18 protein-coding genes and 1 pseudogene are annotated in these 20570 nt (G+C 70.3%); 15 read left to right on the top strand and 4 right to left on the bottom strand.

Features of this window, described 5'->3' with window-relative positions:
- Positions 1 to 28 precede the first annotated feature (28 nt).
- From AOQ53_RS20820 to AOQ53_RS20865, 10 genes are all read left to right on the top strand, one after another.
- A complete protein-coding gene (locus AOQ53_RS20820) occupies positions 29 to 322 on the top strand; it encodes a CpXC domain-containing protein (RefSeq protein WP_059419433.1) in 294 nt (97 codons plus the stop codon).
- Positions 323 to 366: 44 nt separating this feature from the next.
- On the top strand, positions 367 to 561 hold the full coding sequence (locus tag AOQ53_RS20825; RefSeq protein WP_059419435.1) for a hypothetical protein: 195 nt from the start codon (positions 367 to 369) through the stop codon (positions 559 to 561).
- A 259-nt stretch (positions 562 to 820) separates the two neighbouring features.
- Positions 821 to 1105 (top strand): Sec-independent protein translocase subunit TatA, encoded by a 285-nt coding sequence (gene tatA / locus AOQ53_RS20830; protein ID WP_059419437.1) that lies wholly within the window; start codon positions 821 to 823, stop codon positions 1103 to 1105.
- Between the two features lie 47 nt (positions 1106 to 1152).
- Positions 1153 to 2106 (top strand): twin-arginine translocase subunit TatC, encoded by a 954-nt coding sequence (tatC, locus tag AOQ53_RS20835; RefSeq protein WP_059419440.1) that lies wholly within the window; start codon positions 1153 to 1155, stop codon positions 2104 to 2106.
- Between the two features lie 389 nt (positions 2107 to 2495).
- Positions 2496 to 5342: a DEAD/DEAH box helicase gene (locus AOQ53_RS20840; RefSeq protein WP_059419441.1), complete on the top strand. Its 2847-nt coding sequence runs from the start codon at positions 2496 to 2498 to the stop codon at positions 5340 to 5342.
- 393 nt (positions 5343 to 5735) lie between these two features.
- A complete protein-coding gene (locus AOQ53_RS20845; RefSeq protein ID WP_078945416.1) occupies positions 5736 to 7376 on the top strand; it encodes a sensor histidine kinase in 1641 nt (546 codons plus the stop codon).
- Positions 7373 to 7780, top strand: a complete 408-nt coding sequence (locus tag AOQ53_RS20850; protein WP_059419444.1) for a roadblock/LC7 domain-containing protein — start codon at positions 7373 to 7375, stop codon at positions 7778 to 7780. The genes AOQ53_RS20845 and AOQ53_RS20850 overlap by 4 nt, the downstream gene beginning before the upstream one ends.
- Positions 7777 to 8175: a DUF742 domain-containing protein gene (locus AOQ53_RS20855; protein ID WP_059419446.1), complete on the top strand. Its 399-nt coding sequence runs from the start codon at positions 7777 to 7779 to the stop codon at positions 8173 to 8175. Before AOQ53_RS20850 ends, AOQ53_RS20855 begins: the two co-directional genes overlap by 4 nt.
- Positions 8156 to 8776 (top strand): GTP-binding protein, encoded by a 621-nt coding sequence (locus AOQ53_RS20860; protein WP_059419448.1) that lies wholly within the window; start codon positions 8156 to 8158, stop codon positions 8774 to 8776. Before AOQ53_RS20855 ends, AOQ53_RS20860 begins: the two co-directional genes overlap by 20 nt.
- 69 nt (positions 8777 to 8845) lie before the next feature.
- On the top strand, positions 8846 to 10351 hold the full coding sequence (locus AOQ53_RS20865; protein ID WP_059419450.1) for a cytochrome P450: 1506 nt from the start codon (positions 8846 to 8848) through the stop codon (positions 10349 to 10351).
- On the opposite strand, the gene AOQ53_RS20870 is transcribed toward AOQ53_RS20865, so the two are convergent.
- On the bottom strand, positions 10345 to 11331 hold the full coding sequence (locus AOQ53_RS20870; protein WP_059419452.1) for an RluA family pseudouridine synthase: 987 nt from the start codon (positions 11329 to 11331) through the stop codon (positions 10345 to 10347). The genes AOQ53_RS20865 and AOQ53_RS20870 overlap by 7 nt on opposite strands.
- 78 nt (positions 11332 to 11409) lie before the next feature.
- Here AOQ53_RS20870 and AOQ53_RS20875 point away from each other — a divergent pair, with 78 nt between their 5' ends.
- The gene (locus AOQ53_RS20875; protein ID WP_059419455.1) at positions 11410 to 11991 is read left to right on the top strand and encodes a GNAT family N-acetyltransferase; all 582 of its coding nucleotides are present in this window, start codon (positions 11410 to 11412) and stop codon (positions 11989 to 11991) included.
- A gap of 39 nt (positions 11992 to 12030) precedes the next feature.
- Here AOQ53_RS20875 and AOQ53_RS20880 read toward each other — a convergent pair whose 3' ends face one another.
- Entirely contained in the window at positions 12031 to 12873 is an 843-nt protein-coding gene (locus AOQ53_RS20880; protein WP_059419456.1) for a siderophore-interacting protein, read from the bottom strand.
- A gap of 124 nt (positions 12874 to 12997) precedes the next feature.
- Complete coding sequence (locus AOQ53_RS20885) at positions 12998 to 13927, bottom strand: 5'-3' exonuclease (protein ID WP_236711741.1); 930 nt, start codon at positions 13925 to 13927, stop codon at positions 12998 to 13000.
- 169 nt (positions 13928 to 14096) lie between these two features.
- Between AOQ53_RS20885 and AOQ53_RS20890 the strand changes: the two genes are divergently transcribed.
- The 4 genes from AOQ53_RS20890 (at position 14097) to AOQ53_RS20905 (ending at position 19451) form a co-directional block, all read left to right on the top strand.
- Positions 14097 to 15188 carry a quaternary amine ABC transporter ATP-binding protein gene (locus tag AOQ53_RS20890; RefSeq protein WP_059419481.1) on the top strand — a complete coding sequence of 364 codons (1092 nt, stop codon included), beginning with the start codon at positions 14097 to 14099 and terminating at the stop codon, positions 15186 to 15188.
- A complete protein-coding gene (locus AOQ53_RS20895; RefSeq protein WP_059419458.1) occupies positions 15181 to 17796 on the top strand; it encodes an ABC transporter permease/substrate binding protein in 2616 nt (871 codons plus the stop codon). Before AOQ53_RS20890 ends, AOQ53_RS20895 begins: the two co-directional genes overlap by 8 nt.
- A gap of 369 nt (positions 17797 to 18165) precedes the next feature.
- Positions 18166 to 18735 carry a helix-turn-helix domain-containing protein gene (locus tag AOQ53_RS20900; protein ID WP_059419460.1) on the top strand — a complete coding sequence of 190 codons (570 nt, stop codon included), beginning with the start codon at positions 18166 to 18168 and terminating at the stop codon, positions 18733 to 18735.
- A complete protein-coding gene (locus AOQ53_RS20905) occupies positions 18732 to 19451 on the top strand; it encodes a helical backbone metal receptor (RefSeq protein WP_059419461.1) in 720 nt (239 codons plus the stop codon). The genes AOQ53_RS20900 and AOQ53_RS20905 overlap by 4 nt, the downstream gene beginning before the upstream one ends.
- Here the strand turns inward: AOQ53_RS20905 and AOQ53_RS20910 are convergent.
- Positions 19363 to 20513: pseudogene (locus tag AOQ53_RS20910) on the bottom strand (TDT family transporter). The gene AOQ53_RS20905 and the pseudogene AOQ53_RS20910 overlap by 89 nt on opposite strands.
- Between the last annotated feature and the right edge of the window lie 57 nt (positions 20514 to 20570).

The following is a 20570-nucleotide window of genomic DNA, read 5'->3' on the forward strand; positions in this document are numbered from 1 at the left end:
AACGACCCGAGAAAGAGGAGCCAGGGCTGTGAGCGAGTCGGTGACGTCCGGTGCGATGGGCATGACGGTGGAGTCCGCGTTCGCCGGGATGACAAGCGTGACTCCGGTGGTGTTCCGGGCGGGCTGCCCGGACTGCCGGGGGCGCTTCGAACTCACCGCAGGCGCCCTGCGCCTCGCCATCGGCGCCACGAGCCGCACCACCTTCTACTCCTTCACCTGCCCGGAGTGTGGTGCGTCCGTCCGTAAGCCCGCGGGGGAGCGGATCGTGGAGCTGCTCACCGGCGGCGGGGTGCGGACCCTGCGGCTGCATTCGACCTTGTAGGGGTCTGGCCGTTCGATGTTCCGGGAGGGTCTAGGCTCGGCGTCATGTTCTGGCCGATGTTCGCGATTGCCGTGGGATTCGTGGGTCTCGCCGTGCTCGGGGTGCTCGCCGTGCGGGTCTTCGTCGAGGCACAGCGCCTGGGCAGCCAGGTCACGGACTCGGCGCGCCGTATCAACCGTGCCGCGGAGGACCTGGAGCGGGCGGCCGAGAGCGCGGCCCGGTCGGTGGACGCCCTGTGAGCTGTCCGGCGGGCGGCTGTTAGTCGGGCTTCGGGGCACTTCGCCCTGTCACCTCGGCGGTTCGGACAGGTACGCTGCTGGTCGCGGTCCGGTTAACGAGGCACTGGCCGCGGACGGGAGTACGCACGGGGGATGCAGAGGGATTGCCTCAGGTTTACCCCCGAGCGTTACGATCGCTGTCAGCACGATCGTTCGGACACATGTCCGACCGGTCGGACAGCACCCCACCACAGCCGCCTCGGTGAGAAGGTAAAGACTTATGTTCGGAAGGCTCGGAGCCCCCGAGATCATTCTCATCCTCGTCGTCATCATCCTGCTGTTCGGCGCGAAGAAGCTTCCGGACATGGCTCGGTCGCTCGGCAAGTCCGCCCGCATCCTCAAGAGCGAGGCGAAGGCGATGAAGGACGAGAACAAGTCCTCCACGACCCCGGCCGGCCCGCCGAACAACGACGAGCAGCCCTCGCAGCGCACCATCCAGGCAGCGCCCGGTGACGTGACCAGCTCGCGCCCGGTCAACGAGCCGACGGACACGACCAAGCGCTGACGCAGGGCCGGTGACCTCCGGCCCGCCGCACGAGATGGGAACGTGGGTTGCTGAAGTCTGCCCGCAAGAAGGAGACGGATCCCGAGGGGCGGATGCCCCTCGCGGAGCACCTTCGCGAGCTCCGCAACCGGCTCGTGAAAAGCCTGCTGGCGATCGTTGTCACGACAATCGTCGCCGCTTTCTTCTACAAGGACATCATCCAGTTCTTCACTGATCCCATCCTTGATGCGGTGGGATGCCAGTACAGCTTCGCCGAATTGGCGAAGGGCACCGAGGAAACCCAGTGTGCGCGGATCGTCCAGAACGGTCTGCTGAGCCCGTTCACCCTCGCTCTCACGGTCTCGCTGTCCTCGGGTGTGGCCCTTGCGGCTCCGGTGTGGCTGTACCAGTTGTGGGCCTTCGTGGCGCCGGGCCTGCACCGGCATGAGAAGAAGTACTCACTCGCCTTCGTGGCCGCGGGGTTCCCGCTGTTCCTCATGGGCGGGTTCTTCGCCTACTGGTCGCTGCCCAAGATGGCGTCTGTGATGCTCGAGTTCTCGATCATCGGCAGCGACAACCAGCTTCCCCTGGATGATCTCCTGCAGCTGGTCATGCGGATGATCATCGTCTTCGGACTCTCCTTCGAGCTGCCGTTGCTGCTGGTCATGCTGAACTTCGGCGGTGTCCTCTCCGGCAAGAGGATGGCCGGCTGGTGGCGCGGCATGATCATGGGCATTACTCTGTTCGCCGCGATCGCCACTCCCAGCACTGACCCGATCTCCATGCTTGCCCTGGCGGGCCCCATCTGGGTCATGTACTTCGCAGCGAGCGCGATCGCCCTCGCGAACGACAGGCGGCGTGCCCGTCGCGAGGCGGCGAAGCCGGCGGACGACGAGGCCTCGGAGCTTGATCTCACCCCGGAGGACATCGGTGAGGTCGAAGCCGTAACCACCGGCCTCGCCCTGCCGCAGCAGGCGGACACGACCCGAGACCGTGTGAACGGGTACGACGACGTCACATAGACATCGAAGCCTTCATGACCTGATCAAGACGAAGCGATAAAGAGGAGGTGCCCCCACCCAGTGCGGGTGGGGGCACCTTTCCCATACCTGCGCTCGGGTCGGTCACCCGTTCCCGGCGGGCACCTGTTCACGTCGTGGAACGTGCTGGACCTCGGCTTCGAAGCGTACTTGTGTCCTTGCCAGCCACCCACACGCAGGCGATGGCGCCGCTCTCCGTCGTCCGCTGCAGCCCCTTGCTGTTTCCCCCAGGACCAGTTGTAACAGGTGGTGCTTCCCCGGTGTACGGCATCAGCGGCGGCCGCAGCCGGCGCGGTGCCGACGAACCTCACCAGCGGTAAGCGCTTGCTGGTCAGTTCTGTGTGGCTGGCCGCTGCCCAGTGATCCGGATAATGATCGTCCTGTTGTCAGTGCGGCCCGGTACGCTCGAAAGCACGATGACAGAGGATCTCTCACCGGCCGAGCGGTACGCGGCAGCCCGTAAGCGCGCTGCCGAGCAGGCCACCGCGCTCGCCTCCTTCCGCGAGATGTACGACTTCGGCCTCGACCCCTTCCAGATCGAGGCCTGCCAGGCGCTCGAGGCGGGGAAGGGCGTGCTGGTCGCCGCGCCCACCGGCTCCGGCAAGACGATCGTCGGCGAGTTCGCCGTCCACCTCGCCCTCCAGCAGGGCAAGAAGTGCTTCTACACGACGCCCATCAAGGCGCTGTCGAACCAGAAGTACGCCGACCTGTGCCGCCGCTACGGCACGGACAAGGTGGGCCTGCTCACCGGTGACAACAGCGTCAATTCCGACGCCCCGGTGGTCGTGATGACCACCGAGGTGTTGCGGAACATGCTGTACGCCGGTTCGCAGACCCTCCTGGGCCTCGGCTACGTGGTCATGGACGAGGTGCACTACCTCTCCGACCGCTTCCGGGGCGCCGTCTGGGAAGAGGTGATCATCCACCTCCCCGAGTCGGTCACGCTCGTCTCGCTCTCGGCGACCGTGTCGAACGCCGAGGAGTTCGGCGACTGGCTCGACACGGTCCGCGGCGACACCGAGGTGATCGTCTCCGAGCACCGGCCCGTGCCGCTGTTCCAGCACGTGCTGGCCGGGCGGCGGATGTACGACCTGTTCGAAGAGGGCGAGGGCCACAAGAAGGCCGTCAACCCCGACCTCACGCGCATGGCGCGGATGGAGGCGACCCGGCCGTCGTACCAGGACCGTCGGCGCGGCCGGCTGCGCGAGGCCGACCGCGAGCGTGAGCGCAGGCAGCGCTCCCGGGTGTGGACGCCGAGCCGGCCCGAGGTCATCGAGCGGCTCGACGCCGAGGGGCTGCTGCCCGCCATCACCTTCATCTTCAGCCGCGCCGCCTGCGAGGCCGCCGTCCAGCAGTGCCTGTACGCGGGCCTCAGGCTCAACGACGAGGAGGCCCGCCACCGGGTGCGCGCGCTCGTCGAGGAGCGCACGGCCTCCATCCCGCACGAGGACCTGCACGTCCTCGGCTACTACGAGTGGCTGGAGGGCCTGGAGCGCGGCATCGCCGCCCACCACGCGGGCATGCTCCCGACCTTCAAGGAGGTCGTCGAAGAGCTGTTCGTGCGCGGCCTGGTCAAGGCCGTGTTCGCGACCGAGACCCTCGCCCTCGGCATCAACATGCCCGCCCGTTCGGTGGTGCTGGAGAAGCTCGTCAAGTGGAACGGCGAGCAGCACGCGGACATCACCCCGGGCGAGTTCACGCAGCTGACCGGCCGGGCCGGGCGGCGCGGCATCGACGTCGAGGGCCACGCCGTCGTGCTCTGGCAGCGCGGCATGAACCCCGAGCACCTCGCGGGCCTGGCCGGCACGCGCACGTATCCGCTGCGGTCCAGCTTCAAGCCGTCGTACAACATGGCGGTCAACCTGGTCGAGCAGTTCGGGCGGCACCGCTCGCGCGAGCTGCTGGAGACATCCTTCGCGCAGTTCCAGGCGGACAAGTCAGTCGTCGGCATCTCCCGGCAGGTGCAGCGCAACGAGGAAGGCCTGGAGGGCTACAAGGCCTCCATGACCTGCCACCTCGGCGACTTCGAGGAGTACGCGCGGCTGCGCCGCGAACTGAAGGACCGGGAGAACGAGCTGGCCCGGCAGGGTGCGGCACAGCGGCGTGCGGAGGCCGCCGTCGCGCTGGAGAAGCTGAAGCCCGGTGACGTCATCCATGTGCCCACCGGCAAGTACGCGGGCCTGGCGCTGGTGCTGGACCCGGGCCTGCCCGCGGGCCGTTCGAACGGTCACCGCGGTTTCGAACACCACGACGGGCCGCGCCCGCTGGTGCTGACCGCCGAGCGGCAGGTGAAGCGGCTGGCGGCCATCGACTTCCCGGTGCCGGTCGAGGCGCTGGAGCGGATGCGGATCCCGAAGTCCTTCAACCCCCGTTCCCCGCAGTCCCGTCGGGACCTCGCGTCCGCACTGCGCACCAAGGCCGGGCACATCCCGGCCGACCGGCACCGCAAGCGGCGCTCCCAGGCGGCCGACGACCGCGAGATCGCCCGGCTGCGGACGGCGCTGCGCGCGCACCCCTGCCACGGGTGCAACGACCGTGAGGACCACGCCCGTTGGGCCGAGCGCTACCACCGGCTGCTGCGGGACACCTCGCAGCTGGAGCGGCGCATCGAGGGGCGTACGAACACGATCGCGCGGACGTTCGACCGGATCGTGGCCCTGCTGGCCGAGATGGACTACCTGCGCGGCGACGAGGTCACCGAGCACGGCAAGCGGCTCGCGCGGCTGTACGGCGAGCTGGACCTGCTCGCCAGCGAGTGCCTGCGCGAGGGCGTCTGGGAGGGGCTCGGCCCTGCTGAACTGGCCGGGTGCGTCTCGGCGTTGGTGTACGAGGCGCGGGTCGGGGACGACGCGCTGGCGCCGAAGCTGCCGTCGGGGAAGGCCAAGGCCGCGCTGGGCGAGATGGTGCGGATCTGGGGGCGGCTGGACGCCCTGGAGGAGGAGTTCCGGATCTCCCAGACCGAGGGTGTCGGGCAGCGTGAGCCGGACCTGGGGTTCGCCTGGCCCGCGTACATGTGGGCCTCCGGGAAGGGGCTCGACGAGGTGCTGCGCGAGGCGGAGATGCCTGCGGGGGACTTCGTGCGGTGGTGCAAGCAGGTCATCGATGTGCTGGGGCAGATCGCGGCGGCGGCGCCGCAAGGGTCTTCGGTGGTGAAGAACGCCCGTAAGGCCGTTGATCTGTTGCTGCGGGGAGTCGTCGCCTACTCGTCGGTGGGGTGAGCTTGCTGCGCGAGTGCCGGTTGTCAGTGGTTGCTCGCGCCCACGCGGCGGAGCCGCAAATCGACACGGCCCGCACCCCTTGAGGGCGTTGTTCTGAAGTCCCTCACCCGTCGGGGTGAGGGACTTTCGCATGTCCGTTCGTCGTTACGCATCGCATTCGAATGATGGCGCAGCGTGTAAAAGTCTGAGCGTACTATCCCTTCGCGACCGGTTTCCGGCAGTTGCTGAATATGACATGGCGATGATCCGGTCGGACTAAGCTCGCCCGCAGCGCACCGGCTTGAGATGAATTCGTGCGCTTGTTCCCCAATGTGCGGAAGAGTCCTACAGCTTCATGACATACCCCTTTGCAAGTCCTGCCGAACCCCAGCCGACTCCTTTCAGAAGGCCCACATGGTGAGTGTTCAATCCCCTCCCGGTCGCGGTGAACTTCCCTACGCGCGCGTGCTGCTGCTGCCGGCCATAGCTATGGCCGTGGCGACCGGAGCCGCTGTCGCCCTGGTGACGGCGCCGGCCCGGCTCGCCGTCGGCTGGTGCGGTGGCATCGCCACCGTGCTGGTGATCGCGACAGCGGCCGAGGCGGTGCGCCGCGGCCGTGTCCTGCGGAAGCAGCGGGGCGAGCACGCCCGTCACAGCGCGCATCTGGAACAGCGGATCGCCGCCCACGAGCACGAGTTGGTCCGCTTCTCGAGGGAGATCATTCCCGCGGCGCTCCAGCTGCTGAGCACCGGAGAATCCCCCAGGGAGGTGATCCGCAAGCTCGGCCTGGCCAACCCCGAGTACCGCGACCTCCCCGCCCCGCAGGCCGAGACCCTGCTGACGGTGCTCAAGATCGTCGACCGCGAAGTGACCATGCGTGACGCCGCCGCGCGCTCCTTCGTCAGTGTCGCCCGCCGCGTCCAGGCGATCATCCACCAACAGGCCGAGGAACTCCGGGAGATGGAGGAGGACCACGGCCGCAACCCCGAGGTCTTCGACGACCTGCTGCGCATCGACCACGGCAACGCCCTGATCGGCCGCCTCGCCGACTCCGTCTCCGTCCTCGGCGGCGGCCGCCCCGGACGGCAGTGGCCCGAGCCGGTGTCCCTGTACAGCACGCTGCGCGGCGCCATGTCCCGCATCCTGGAGTACCGGCGCATCCAGCTGTCCTCCATCGCCAAGGTCAGCGTCAAGGGCATCTACGTCGAGCCGGTCATCCACGCCGCCGCCGAGCTCCTCGACAACGCCACGCGCTACTCGCCGCCGCAGACGAAGGTGCACGTCACCGCCACCGAGGTGCAGACCGGCGTCTGCATCGAGATCGAGGACGGCGGTGTCAACCTCAACGAGGAGGCACGCGCCCGGATCGAGGGCATGCTGGAGGCCGCCAAGGCGGGCGTCGACCTTCAGGACATCGGCGAGCACCCGCGCCTCGGCCTCGCAGTCGTGGGCCGCCTGTGCACGGCGTACAACATGCAGGTCTCGCTGCGCGCCTCCGCGTACGGCGGCGTCCGCGCCATCCTCATCGTGCCGAGCGGGATGATCACCCACGAGCCCGGTGTCGGACTCGCCCACGGCATCGGCGCCACCGGCATCCCCATGACGGTCGGCATCCCCGAGGGGCCGAAGCGCACGCCCAAGAAGCGCCGCCCCACCAGCCCGCGCATCCCCGCAACGGTCTCGCTGGAGGACGACGACGTCCCCGAGGTCACCGAGTGGACGTCGAACGGCCTGCCGCAGCGCCGCAGCCGGGTGAAGACGTCCCTCACCGAGCGGATCGCCCAGCAGGCCGCCTATGAGCGGGAAGACCGGGAGGCCGCCGCACGGGGCGAGGAGAACCCCTGGGCGGCGGCGGAGCCCGAGCCCAAGCCCCTGCTCGACATGAACGCCCCCGACGCCCCCGGCAAGGGCCTGGAGGCCTTCTGGGAGGGACTCAAGCAGGGCATCGAACCCGGCACCCACCCCACCGACTTCCTGCGGAACCCGACCAAGTACCTGCACCTGATCAACGACCCGGCCCCCACCGAGGCCGACGACGAGGGGGACCTCAAGTGATCCAGCAGCGAGGCAACTTCGACTGGATGCTCAAGCAGCTCGCCGACGGCGTGCCGGGCATCGAGATGATCGTGGTGCTCTCGGCCGACGGTCTGCGCATCGCCCGCTACGGCGGCGAGCCCGACGCGGCCGACCGGGTCGCCGCGGCCTGCGCCGGACTGCAGTCGCTCGCGGGCAGCATCTGCCAGGAACTCAGCGTCGGCGACGGCGAGATGAAGCTCGTCATGATCGAGATCGACCGAGGCTACTTCTACCTGATGAACGCCGGAGCCAACGCCTTCCTCGCGGTGCTCTCCGACGTGCGGTGCGAACCCGGCCGGATGAGCGCGATGATGCGCGATCTGGTCGTCCGGATCGGCGGGCATCTCACCAGTCCGCCCCGGCGGAACGGGCAGATCGTATGACTCCTCCGCAACGCCAGAGGCGCGACCCGGCCCCGGAACCGTCCACGCCCCAGGAGGGCGATGGCAAGGTCAAGAATCCGGAGCGGATGTACGTGGTGGCCGGCCCGGACGGTGAACGGGCCGAGCTCGACCTGGTGACGTTAATCGTGGCGCGTGCCACGGATCCGCCGCCCTCCGCCTCTCCCGAGCAGGCGGCGGTGCTCCGGCTCTGCGCCGCCCCCCTGTCCGTGGCCGAGCTGTCGGCCTACCTCCACCTGCCGTTCAGCGCGATGGGCGTGCTGCTCACCGAGCTGCTGACGGCGGAACTGGTGAAGGCGCGCGCCCCGATCGTGCGTCAGGCACGCACCGACCGTTCCCTCCTCGAAGCGGTGATGAATGGACTTCAAAGGCTCTGACACCATCCCGGGCCCCCGGGCCGAGGACCAGCTGCCCCACACGGCACAGGCCGCGGCCAAGATCGTGATCGTGGGTGGCTTCGGCGTCGGCAAGACGACCATGGTCGGCTCGGTCAGCGAGATCACACCGCTGACCACCGAGGAGACCATGACGCAGGCCGGCATCGGTGTCGACGACAACTTCGGTTCGGCGTCCAAGACGGCCACCACCGTGGCGATGGACTTCGGGCGGATCAGCATCACCGACGAGCTGGTGCTGTACCTCTTCGGCACACCCGGACAGCAGCGCTTCTGGTTCCTGTGGAACGGCCTGTTCGAGGGTGCGCTCGGCGCGGTGGTCCTGGTCGACACCCGCCGGCTGGAGGTCAGCTTCGACGTCATGGGGCGCCTGGAGGAACGCGGCGTGCCGTTCGTGGTCGCCATCAACTCCTTCCCGGACGCGCCCCGTTACCCCGTCGAGGAGCTGCGCACGGCGCTCGACCTCTCCCCGGACATCCCGATCATGGAGTGTGACGCGCGGCGGCGGGCCTCCAGTCGTGACGTCCTGATGACCCTCATGCGCTTCCTGCACTCGCTCGCCATGACGGGCTCGCTCACCTGATCCCGTGTCCGCGCACGCCCCACCTTCCCCCCTTACACCTGGATTCACCTCAGTTTCGGAGCGACCACTGTGACGCCTGAATCCCATGCCCCGACCGGTACGGACGCCCCCCGGACCGGCCCGCCCCCCGGCTGCCCCGCGCACGGCCTCGGGCCCGGGGGACTGCACCGGCTGCACGAGTCGGAGGACCTGGCAGCGCTGTACGAGCAACTGCGGGAGGAGCACGGCCCCGTGGCGCCGGTGCTGCTCCACGACGACGTACCGATCTGGATCGTGCTCGGCCACGCCGAGAACCTGCACATGGTGCGCTCGCCCACGCAGTTCTGCCGGGACAGCCGTATCTGGACCCCGCTCAGGGACGGCCTGGTCAAGCCCGATCACCCGCTGATGCCGCACATCGCCTGGCAGCCCATCGCCTCGCACGCCGAGGGCGACGAGCACAAGCGGCTGCGCGGCGCGGTGCAGGGCGCCATCTCGACCATCGACTTCCGCAGCCTGCGCCGCTACATCAACCGCAGCACGCAGGCCATCGTCAACCGGTTCTGCGAGCAGGGCGAGGCCGACCTCGTCGGCCAGTTCGCCGAGCACCTGCCGATGGCGGTGATGTGCGAGATCCTCGGCATGCCCGAGGAGTACAACGACCGTCTCGTCGAGGCCGCCCGCGACGCGCTCAAGGGCACCGAGACGGCGATCGCCAGCCACTCCTACGTCATGGACGCCCTGAGCCGGCTCACCGCCCGGCGCCGAGCCCAGCCGGAGGAGGACCTGGCCAGCTACCTGATCACCCACCCGGCCCGGCTGACCGACGACGAGGTCAGGGAGCACCTGCGCCTGGTGCTCTTCGCCGCCTACGAGGCCACCGCCAACCTGCTGTCCAACGTGCTGCTCACCGTGCTGATCGACCCGCGCTTCCGGGCCCAGCTCAACGGCGGCCAGATGACGGTGCCGGAGGCGGTGGAGCAGTCGCTGTGGAACGAGCCGCCGTTCAGCACGGTCTTCGCCTACTTCGCCAAGCAGGAGACCGAGTTGGGCGGGCAGCGTGTCCGCCGGGGCGACGGACTGCTCTTCGCCCCGCTTCCGGCCAACGTCGACCCGCGGGTGCGGCCGGACCTGAAGGCCAGCATGCAGGGCAACCGGTCCCACCTCGCCTTCGGCGGCGGCCCGCACGAGTGCCCCGGTCAGGACATCGGCCGCTCCATCGCCGACGTCGGTGTCGACGCGCTGCTGATGCGGCTGCCGGACGTCGAACTCGACTGCGACGAGGACGAGCTGTGCTGGACGGCGTCCATCGCCTCCCGGCACCTCGTGGCACTGCCGGTGCAGTTCGCGCCCAAGCCGCCGCAGGACGTGACGCAGACGCCGAACCACAAGCCGGTCCCCGCACAGCGCTCGGACTGGCAGATCGGCACCACGCAGTCGCAGCCCCAGCCGGCACCGGTCTCCGCACAGCCGCAGCCTCAGCCGGCTCCGGCGCAACCCCAGCCGGTTCCTGAGCCCCCACATCCGGCGGCGGAGGGACCGGCCCGCCGCAGGGGCGTCTGGCAGCGCTTCCTGAGCTGGTGGCGGGGTTACTGACCGCCCGACGGGCCGTCGTACGTCCCGGCGGCCCACCGGTCGTACGACGCCCAGGCCGCGAGCGCCCGGCCGCTGCGGAACCGGTGCTCCACGCCCGTGACCGGGTCGGTGAACTCCAGGGCCCGGGCAAGCAGTTGGAGCGGGCGCCGGAAGTCACCGGCCGGCACGGGAGCCGTGACCTCGGGGTAGAGCGGGTCACCGAGGATCGGCACGCCCAGCGCGGTCATGTGCACGCGCAGCTGATGGGTCTGCCCGGTGCCGGGCACGAGACGATACCGGGCGAGTCCGCCGGCCCCGTCCTGGCGGTGTCCGACGAGTTCGACGCGGCTGACGGCGTTGGGCTCGCCCGCCGCCTCCCGGGCCGTGAGCTCGCCGCGTTCCTTCACGATCCGGCTGCGCACGGTCCGGGGCAGGGCGAGGCCGGGATCGTACGGGGCGACGGCCTCGTACTCCTTGCGCACCCGCCGGTCGCGGAACAGCGTCTGGTACGCGCCGCGCTCCTCGGGGCGCACGGTGAACAGCACCAGGCCGGCGGTGAGCCGGTCCAGGCGGTGCGCGGCGCCGAGCGTCGGGAGGTCCAGCTCGCGGCGCAGCCGGGCCAGCGCGGTCTCGGCGACATGGCTGCCGCGCGGGGTGGTGGCGAGGAAGTGGGGTTTGTCGACGACGACGATGTGCTCGTCCCGGTACACGATCTCCAGCGGGAACGGCACCGGCACCTCGTCGGGCAGCTCGCGGTGGAACCACACGAACATCCCGGGTACGTACGGCGCGTCCGCCGCTACGACCCGCCCGTCCGCCCCGACGATCTGCCCCGCGTCGAACATCCCGTCGACTGCCCCGTCACCGGCACCGGAGAGCCGCTCCACCAGGTGCTCGCGCACCGTGGCCCAGGCCCCCTGGGCGGGCAGTCGCACGCGCACCGGGTCCACCCCGTGGCGCTGCGGCAGGGGAGCGGGCGGAATGCGGGTCCGGCGTCTCATCGCGCCCCAGCGTACGAGGGGGCGGGCAGCGGCGGAAAACCACTGGGGCCGTCCCCGGCCCCTTGCCAGGATGTGGGCATGCCCTTCCTCATCAGCCCGGTCCTGACACCCAAGGTCTTCACCGGGCGCCCGCAGCCCATCCTGGCCACCGGCGACGGACTCCACCTGCGCCGCTGGCGGAGCGAGGACGCCGCTGCGGTGTTCGAGGTCTTCCAGGACCCCGTGATGCACCAGTGGCACGCCCGGGCCGCCGACTCCGAGGAGGAGGTCGCCGGGTGGGTCCGCGACTGGCATCAGGCGTGGGAGGAGGGGCGGGAGGCGCAGTGGGCCGTCGTAGACGCGGACTCCGACCGGCTGCTGGGGCGGGTGGCACTGCGCGAGATACGGCTCGACGACGGCATGGCGGAAGTGGCGTACTGGACCGTCCCGGCGGCACGTGGCCGGGGCGTCGCCGCCCGGGCCACGACCACACTCGCCCGCTGGGCGCTCGACGAGATCGGTTTCCACCGTCTCGAACTGCTGCACGCCGTGCGCAACGAGGCCTCCTGCCGTGTCGCCTCGCGGAGCGGTTTCGCCCTCGAAGGCACCAAGCGCAGCGCCATCCTGCATCCGGACGGCTGGCACGACATGCATCTGCACGCGCGCGTGCGGGGAGACTGACCGCGGCGGGCCCGGGGCGGAGTGACGTGCTCGCGTCGCTCAGGCGGCGGGGGTGCGCTCCTGCTCCGCCTCGATGCGCGCGTTCCACTCCCGCTTCGAGGCCTGCCAGCCGTCCTCGTTGTGGCCGCGGCGCCAGTAGCCGGAGATCGACAGGTCCTCGCGCGGGACGCTCCGCTCGACGCGGAGCAACTGCCGCAGCTCCTTCACGAAGTGCGCCTCACCGTGGACGAAGGCGTGCACCCGGCCCTCGGGGAACGCAAGGCCCCGCACGGCCTCGACGAGCGCCTCGCCGAGCGGCCGGTCACCGCGGTGCAGCCAGACGACCTCCACGTCCGAGTCGATCTTCTGCTCCTCCTCGGGGCCGGAGACCTCCACGAAGGCATACGCCCTGGCCCCGCGCGGCAGTGCCTCCAGGGAGCGGGCGATCGCGGGCAACGCGCTCTCGTCGCCGACGAGCAGATGCCAGTCGGCGTCCGGGTCGGGCGCGTACGCCCCACCGGGCCCCGTGAACCGCACGGTCTCGCCCGGCTGGACGCGCGCCGCCCACGGGCCGGCCAGGCCCTCGTCGCCGTGGATGACGAAGTCCAGGGTCAGCTCCCGGTGTTCGGCGTCCCAGTGGCGCACCGTGTACGTCCGGGTCACCGGCCACTGCTCGCGCGGCAGCTCGTCGCGGATGCGCTGCATGTCGAAGGGTTCCGGATAGGTCACGCCCTCCGGCGGGAACAGCAGCTTCACATAGTGGTCGGTGCAGGAGCCCGCCGCGAAGTCGGCGAGGCCCTCGCCACCGAGCACCACGCGCTGCATGTGCGGGGTCAGCCGCTCGGTGCGGACGACCTGAGCGGAGTGCGGCTTGCGCGGCTGGCGTCCCGGTCGCTCTGCCATGAGGACCTCCCTGATTCGCATAGTTAGGCTTACCTAAGTTAGCACCTCGCCCCCACTTAACACCTCTCGGATGAGAAGTGATGAGGGCCACCGGCCTCAGGAGAGCCACCGGCCCCCGCACAGGTCACGCCGCGAGCGTCGTCAGCAGGCGCTCCAGTGACCCGCCCAGTCCCCAGCGGGCCGCCAGTGCCTCCAGCTCCGCCGGGTCGCGCGGCGTCCGCGGCACCGCCGTCGTGACGTCCGGCAGCGGTACGTCGTGCGCGACCCGGACCACCTTCGGCGCGACCGCCAGGTACGGGCGCGCCTCGTCCAGCCGCCTGCGCTGCGTCGGCGTCAGCTTCGCCCCCCGGTCATCGACCGCCGCCAGGATCCCGGCCAGGTCCCCGAACTCGGCCAGCAGTTTGGCGGCCGTCTTCTCGCCGATGCCCGGCACACCCGGCAGGCCGTCGCTGGGGTCGCCGCGCAGCAGGGCCAGATCCGCGTACCCGCTGCCGTTGACCCCATACTTCTCACGCAGCACCGCCTCATCGGTGTGCTGCAACGTGCCCACGCCCTTCAGCGGGTACAGCACGCGCACCCCGCGCGCGTCGTCCACCAGCTGGTACAGGTCGCGGTCGCCCGTGACGATGTCGACCGGGCCCTTCGCCCGTGCGGTGAACGTGCCGATCACGTCGTCGGCCTCGTACCCCGGGACGCCCACGCGCGCGATGCCCACCGCGTCCAGCACCGCCTCGATGACCGGCACCTGCGGCGACAGTGTGTCGGGCACCTCCTCCTCGTCCGGGCCGGTCGCGTGTTCCTCGGCGACGCGGTGCGCCTTGTAGGAGGGGATCAGCTCCACCCGCCAGTGCGGCCGCCAGTCGGCGTCCATGCAGGCCACGAGGTGGTCCGGCCGGTGGTCCCGGACCAGGCGGTCGATGAAGTCGAGCAGCCCGCGCACGGCGTTCACCGGCGTGCCGTCAGGTGCCTTCACCGAGTCCGGGACGCCGAAGTAGGCGCGGAAGTACAGGGAGGCGGTGTCGAGGAGCATCAGTCGTCCGGTCACGTCACGCATCATGCCGTACGCCTCCGACAGTCACTCGCCTCATATGTGACGCGCCCCACTTGCGCGTTTGGGATTCGGAATCGGGGGGAGGCGCCGTCCCGCAGCGAGGCTGGTTGCGCAGTTCAACTTTTGCGCCCTGTCCTCGCTCTGTTCTTTTGCCGTGGAAATTGAGGTGCACGTGTCAGCGAGGCTTCAGGCGGAGAGCCTGTACAAAGTGTTCGGCAGGAGACCGGACCAGGCGGTCCAGCGGCTCCGCGACGGGGTGGACCGGGACGAGCTGCGCGCCGAGGGCGTGACGGCCGCCGTGATCGACGCGTCCTTCACCGTGGAGCCCGGCGAGATCTTCGTCGTCATGGGCCTGTCCGGCTCCGGCAAGTCCACCCTGCTGCGCATGCTGAACGGCCTGCTCGAGCCGACCGCCGGACACGTGCGCTTCGACGACCAGGACCTGACCACGCTCGGCGACCGTGAGCTGCGCGAGGTCCGCTCCAAGAAGATCAGCATGGTGTTCCAGCACTTCGCGCTCTTCCCGCACCGCAGCGTGCGCGAGAACGCCGCCTACGGTCTGGAAGTGCAGGGCGTGCCCCGCGCCGAGCGCGTACGCCGCGCCGACGAGGCGCTCGCCCTGTGCGGCCTGGCCGGCTGGGAGAAGTCCTGGCCCGACGAGCTGTCCGGCGGCATGCAGCAGCGCGTCGGCCTCGCCCGCGCGCTCGCCACCGACGCCGACCTGCTGCTGATGGACGAGTCCTTCAGCGCCCTGGACCCGCTGATCCGCCGCGACATGCAGGACCAGCTGCTGGAGCTCCAGCAGAAGCTGAAGAAGACGATCGTCTTCATCACCCACGACCTGAACGAGGCCATGCGCCTCGGTGACCGCATCGCCGTCATGCGCGACGGCCGCATCGTGCAGAACGGCACCGCGCAGGACATCCTGCTGCGCCCGGCCAACGACTACGTCGCCTCCTTCACCCAGGACGTCGACCGCTCCCGCGTCCTGACCGCGGGCGAGCTCATGGACACCTCGGTCACCGGCGACGACCCCGGCTGCCACTGCCGGACCGCCACGACCGACACCCCGTTCACGGAGCTCTGCGCGATCAGCGCCCGGCTCTCCCACCCCGTCTCGGTCGTGGACGAGGACAACAAGCTGATCGGCGTCGTCCCCCGGCAGCGCCTGGTCGGCTTCCTCGGTGACGAGCGGGACGCCACCCCGGAGCCCTGCGACTCCCCGCGGGACAAGGGCGGAGAGAAGGTGACCGCCCGTGCCTAGGATTCAGCTCGGCACCTGGGTCAACGACGCCGTCGACTGGCTCACCACCCACATGGGATGGCTGTTCGACTTCTGCAAGACCGTCTTCCTCGGCCTCTACGACGGCATCAACGCCGTCCTCCAGGCCCCCCAACCGCTGCTCCTCGCGGGCATCTTCGCCGTGATCGCCTTCTGGCTGCGCGGCACTCTCGCCGGTGTCCTCGCCTTCGTGGGATTCGCGTTCATCGACTCCCTCGACCTGTGGGAGAACGCGATGATCACCCTGGCGCTCGTCCTCGTGGCGACCGTCATCGCGCTGGTGATCTCCATACCGGTGGGCATCTGGGCTGCCCGCTCGGACCGCGTCAGCGGTCTGGTCCGGCCCGTCCTGGACTTCATGCAGACGCTGCCCGCGATGGTCTACCTCATCCCGGCGATCCTCTTCTTCGGCACCGGCGCCTCCGCCGGCATCGTCGCCACCCTGATCTTCGCGCTCGCCCCGGGCGTGCGCATGACCGAACTCGGCATCCGCCAGGTCGACAAGGACCTGGTCGAGGCCGCCGACGCGTTCGGCACCACACCCCGCAACACCCTGCTGCGCGTCCAGCTCCCCCTCGCCCTGCCCACGGTCATGGCCGGCGTCAACCAGGTCATCATGCTCGGCCTGTCCATGGCCGCCATCGCCGGCATGGTCGGCACCGGCGGCCTCGGCGGCGACGTCAACCAGGCCATCGGCCAGCTCAACGTCGGCCTGGGCGCCGAGGCCGGGGTCGGCATCGTGATCCTCGCGATCTACCTCGACCGCATGACCAGCGCGCTGGGCACCCAGGTCTCCCCGCTCGGCCGCCGCGCCGCCGCCAGGCTGCGCGCCGCCCAGGGGCTGAAGATCTGGTCGTACCGGCCCCGCCCGGCCGTCGCCGTGATCGGCGTCGTCGTCCTCGCCCTCGTCTCGGGCGGCATGGGGGTCCTCGGCGGCGGCACGAGCTCGACCGCCGCGGCCGGCACCAAGGACATCGGCCAGGGCAAGAAGATCAGCATCGGCTACATCCCCTGGGACGAGGGCGTCGCCTCCACCTTCCTCTGGAAGGAGGTCCTGGAGCAGCGCGGCTACCAGGTCGAGGCCAAGCAGCTCGACGCCGGACCGCTCTACACCTCCCTCGCCCAGGGCGACGTCGACTTCCAGACGGACGCCTGGCTGCCCACGACCCACGCCCAGTACTGGAAGAAGTACGGCAAGCAGCTCGACGACCTGGGCGCCTGGTACGGCAAGACGTCCCTGGAGCTCTCCGTGCCCTCCTACGTGAAGGGCATCGACTCCCTGGCGGACCTCAAGGGCAAGGCGTCGGAGTTCGGCGGCAAGATCACCGGCATCGAGTCCAGCGCCGGCGAGATGGCCCTGCTCAAGAGCAAGGTCCTCAAGGAGTACGGCCTGGACAAGGAGTACAAGGTCGTCGACAGCTCCACGCCCGCCATGCTGGCCGAGCTGAAGCGCGCGTACGCCAAGAAGGAACCGATCGTCGTCACGCTCTGGTCACCGCACTGGGCGTACAACGACTACGACCTGAAGAAACTCAAGGACCCCAAGGGCGCCTGGGGCAAGGGCGACGGCGTGCACACGCTGGCCCGCAAGGGCTTCGCGGACGACGACCCGACGGTCGCCGGCTGGCTGAAGAAGTTCAAGATGAGCGAGAAGGAGCTCACCAGCCTGGAAGCCGAGATCAACAAGGCGGGCGAGGGCAACCAGCAGGAAGCCGTCCGCGCCTGGCTGAAGCAGCACCCCGGCTACGTCGACAAGCTCGCCCCGGTCAAGGGCACCGGCGGTAGCACGCCCGCCGAGGCCAAGCGACCGCTGAACGTGGCGTGGTTCCCCTGGGACGAGGACATCGCCGTCACGTACCTGTGGAAGAACGTCCTCGAACGGCGCGGCTACAGGATGAACCTGAAGCAGATGGACGTCGGCCCCGTCTACACCGGTCTGGCCTCGGGCGATCTCGACCTCAACTTCGACGCCTGGCTGCCCTACGCCCAGAAGAACTACTGGGACACGAACAAGGACCGGCTCAAGGACCTCGGCACCTGGTACGAACCGACCTCCCTGGAGATCGCCGTGCCCTCCTACGTCAAGGGCGTCGACTCCCTGGAGGACCTCAAGGGCAAGGCCGGCACCTTCGACGGCAAGATCATCGGCATCGAGCCCGGCACCGGCGAGATGGACCTGCTGAAGAACAAGGTCCTGCCCGGCTACGGCCTGGACAAGGAGTACGAGGTCGTCGACGGCTCCACTCCGGCCATGCTGGCCGAGCTGAAGCGCGCCTACGCCAAGAAGGAGCCGATCGCCGTCACCCTCTGGTCGCCGCACTGGGCGTACAGCGACTACAAGCTGACCAAGCTGAAGGACCCCAAGAAGGCCTTCGGCGAGGGCAACACGATCCGCACCATCTCCAACGATAAGTTCCCCGAGCAGTACCCGCAGCTCACGAAGTGGATCAAGAACTTCAGGATGAGCGAGGACGAACTCGGCGGCCTGGAGAGCGAGATCAAGGACCGCGGCCAGGGCCACGAGGAAGAGGCCGTCGCCGCGTGGCTGAAGCAGCACCCCGACATGGTGGAGCGCATGACGCCGCAGTGAGTCCGTCGCGGGGCGGGACGCGACACGCCGCGTCCCGCCCCGTACGCGTACCCTCACCCGTATCCGGACCCCCACCCGGGGCCCGGACCCACGAGCAGGATCCGGACAACCACACAGCGCTACGCCACCCCGCGAACCCCTTCTCCCTCCCTGTTCCTCCCGTAGGAGGAACAGGGACGCGGCCCCGGGGACGGCGGGTCCCCTGGCGCGAACTGTGAGGTCGCACACCGCGTTGTATGACATCGATGTGACGGGCGCATGCAACGGTTTGCCGAACATGCGTAGGGTGCAGACAACTCAACAGAAGCCGTGCGCCGGGACACCGGCGCACAGGGACCGGATCGACGGGCGAAGGAGGGAGCCGGAGCGATGGGCGACCACAAAGAACAGCCCCTTCGGGTGGGCGCGGCCGTGCGCCGGCGGCGCCGCGCGCTGGAGCTCACCCTCGCCGTCGTGGCCGAGCGCAGCGGCCTGTCGGTCCCGTTCCTCAGCCAGGTCGAGAACGACCGGGCGCGGCCCAGCACAAGCTCCCTGGAGAAGGTCGCCGACGCCCTGCGCACCACCGCGGTCGAGCTCCTCGCCGCGGCCGACCCGGCGTGCAGCGTGGACGTCGTCCGCGCCGACGACACGGAACCGCTGCCCCAGCCCCGGACCCGGTCCCTGGTGCGCGGTCACCACCAGATGCACGCCTCCGAGTTCACCGGCGACCACGACGCCGGCCGTGAGTTCCAGTACCGCAACGACCAGTTGATGTACGTCGCCGACGGCGCGGTGGAGATCGAGGCGGAGGGCCGCGCCTACCGGCTCGGCCGCGGCGACACGCTGTACCTCACCGGCGGTGTGCGGCACCGCTGGCGGGCGGCGGAGTCCGACACCCGGGTGATCGTCGTCGCCGTGGCGGAGCACATCGAGGCGGTCCGGAACCGGCCACGCCGGTGAGGGTCGTCTCGCTGGTCCCGTCGCTGACCGAGGCCGTGGCCCGGTCCGCGCCCGGCGCCCTGGTCGGCGCCACCGACTGGTGCACGCATCCGCCCGGACTCGATGTCGTACGCGTCGGCGGCACGAAGAACCCGAAGACCGAGCGGATCGTCTCCCTCGCTCCCGACCTGGTGATCGCCAACGAGGAGGAGAACCGCGCACCCGACCTCGCGGCCCTGCGCGCGGCGGGCGTCGAGGTCCTGGTGACGGAGATCCGCGACGTGCCGCAGGCCTTCCGGGAACTGGCACGCGTCCTGGACGCCTGCGGGGTGGCGGCCCGCCCGCGCTGGCTCGACGAGGCGGAGGAGACCTGGTCGTCCCTGCCGCCGCCCCCGGCCCGTCTGACGGCGGTCGTACCGATCTGGCGCCGCCCGTGGATGGTCCTGGGCCGCGACACCTTCGCGGGCGACGTCCTCGCCCGCCTCGGCGTCGACCACCTCCACGCGACGCACCCCGACCGCTACCCCCGCATCCCGCTGGAGGAACTCCGCGCCGCAGCACCGGACATGGTGATCCTCCCGGACGAGCCCTACCGCTTCACCGCCGACGACGGCCCCGAGGCCTTCCCGGGCCTGCCCTGCGCGCTCGTCAGCGGACGGCACCTGACGTGGTACGGGCCGTCGCTGGCCGAGGCGCCACGGGTACTGGGCCGGGCCCTGCGAGCAGCTCGCCCCTGAGCAGCCCGCGCACGGTGCCCACGGCGGCGGTGCCCCACGCGGCGACCAGCACCGCGTACAGCACGACCGCCGGCCCCGCGTAGGCCACGAGCCCGGTGTGCCGGCCCAGCGCCCCGGCGCCGGTGACGCAGGTGCCGACCGGGAAGGTGAACGACCACCAGGTCATCGAGAACCGCATCCCGTGCCGCCGGGCGCGCAGCACCAGGGCGGTGGCGAGGCAGAACCACAGCAACGCGAAACCCATCGCGGGCACGCCGTAGAGCACGGCGAGCACACCGAAGCCCTGGCTGTACGGCGCCGGTACGACCCCTGGGGCGACGTCCGCGAACGCCCCGGCGGCGGTCGTGGACTGCCCAGCGGCCCGAGCACCAGGAACAGCGTCGGGGTGAGGGCGAGCGGCAGCGGCCCGCCGGTGATCAGCCGTCCGAAGACCAGCGGCAGCATGACCAGGGTCGCGAGCAGGCTGAGCCCGAACAGCGCGAAGCAGACGAGGAGCAGCGTCGCCCGGGCCTGCCCGGGAGGCAGATGCGGCACCAGCGGCGGCCCGACGGCGGCCGACACCATGGGCGCGACCAGCGGCAGCAGCCAGACGGGTGTGGCCTGCCCCGGCTGGACCCGGTGCCGTACGGCCATCAGATACGGCACCGCGACGGCGGCGGCCAGCCCGAGAGCCGTACCGGCGGTGAACAGGACGGCGTCGAGCGCGACGGCCGCCCGCACGCCGATCCAGTCCCGGCCGACGGCGAGTGCGCCGCCGCCGACGGCCAGCAGGGCCATGGCGAGGCAGCCGTAGAACGGGGCCGTCGCCGGGTCGAGGAGGTGGGCGCGGGCCTGGTCCCGGTGCTGGGCCCAGTGCACGGCCCGGGCGCTGAGCAGGGTGACGAGCACGAGCAGCGAGAGGGCCCAGACACCGGCCAGCGCGCCGCGCAGCCCGGGGACGTGCGGCGACAGGGCGGCCCCGGCGGTGGCGACGACGGCGGTGCCCATGACGGTGGCGTACCAGTTGGGCCCGAGGTGACGGACGGAGACTGCGCACGGAAGGGGCTGGGCTGCGATGACCATGACTCCACGGTCGGGCCGTGGGCACCCCACCACCAGGGAGCGTGCCCCTATGGCGAC

The sequence above is a fragment of the Streptomyces azureus genome, from assembly GCF_001270025.1.
Classification (GTDB): domain Bacteria; phylum Actinomycetota; class Actinomycetes; order Streptomycetales; family Streptomycetaceae; genus Streptomyces; species Streptomyces azureus.

Bases quoted from the DNA above. Each gene is read 5' to 3' on its own strand.
- AOQ53_RS20860 (WP_059419448.1), top strand. From the start codon at position 8,156: ATGGACTTCAAAGGCTCTGACACCATCCCGGGCCCCCGGGCCGAGGAC.
- AOQ53_RS20900 (WP_059419460.1), top strand. From the start codon at position 18,166: ATGGGCGACCACAAAGAACAGCCCCTTCGGGTGGGCGCGGCCGTGCGC.
- AOQ53_RS20870 (WP_059419452.1), bottom strand. From the start codon at position 11,331: ATGAGACGCCGGACCCGCATTCCGCCCGCTCCCCTGCCGCAGCGCCAC.
- AOQ53_RS20875 (WP_059419455.1), top strand. From the start codon at position 11,410: ATGCCCTTCCTCATCAGCCCGGTCCTGACACCCAAGGTCTTCACCGGG.
- AOQ53_RS20845 (WP_078945416.1), top strand. From the start codon at position 5,736: ATGGTGAGTGTTCAATCCCCTCCCGGTCGCGGTGAACTTCCCTACGCG.
- AOQ53_RS20825 (WP_059419435.1), top strand. From the start codon at position 367: ATGTTCTGGCCGATGTTCGCGATTGCCGTGGGATTCGTGGGTCTCGCC.
- AOQ53_RS20885 (WP_236711741.1), bottom strand. From the start codon at position 13,927: ATGCGTGACGTGACCGGACGACTGATGCTCCTCGACACCGCCTCCCTG.
- AOQ53_RS20855 (WP_059419446.1), top strand. From the start codon at position 7,777: ATGACTCCTCCGCAACGCCAGAGGCGCGACCCGGCCCCGGAACCGTCC.
- tatA (WP_059419437.1), top strand. From the start codon at position 821: ATGTTCGGAAGGCTCGGAGCCCCCGAGATCATTCTCATCCTCGTCGTC.
- AOQ53_RS20880 (WP_059419456.1), bottom strand. From the start codon at position 12,873: ATGGCAGAGCGACCGGGACGCCAGCCGCGCAAGCCGCACTCCGCTCAG.
- AOQ53_RS20840 (WP_059419441.1), top strand. From the start codon at position 2,496: ATGATCGTCCTGTTGTCAGTGCGGCCCGGTACGCTCGAAAGCACGATG.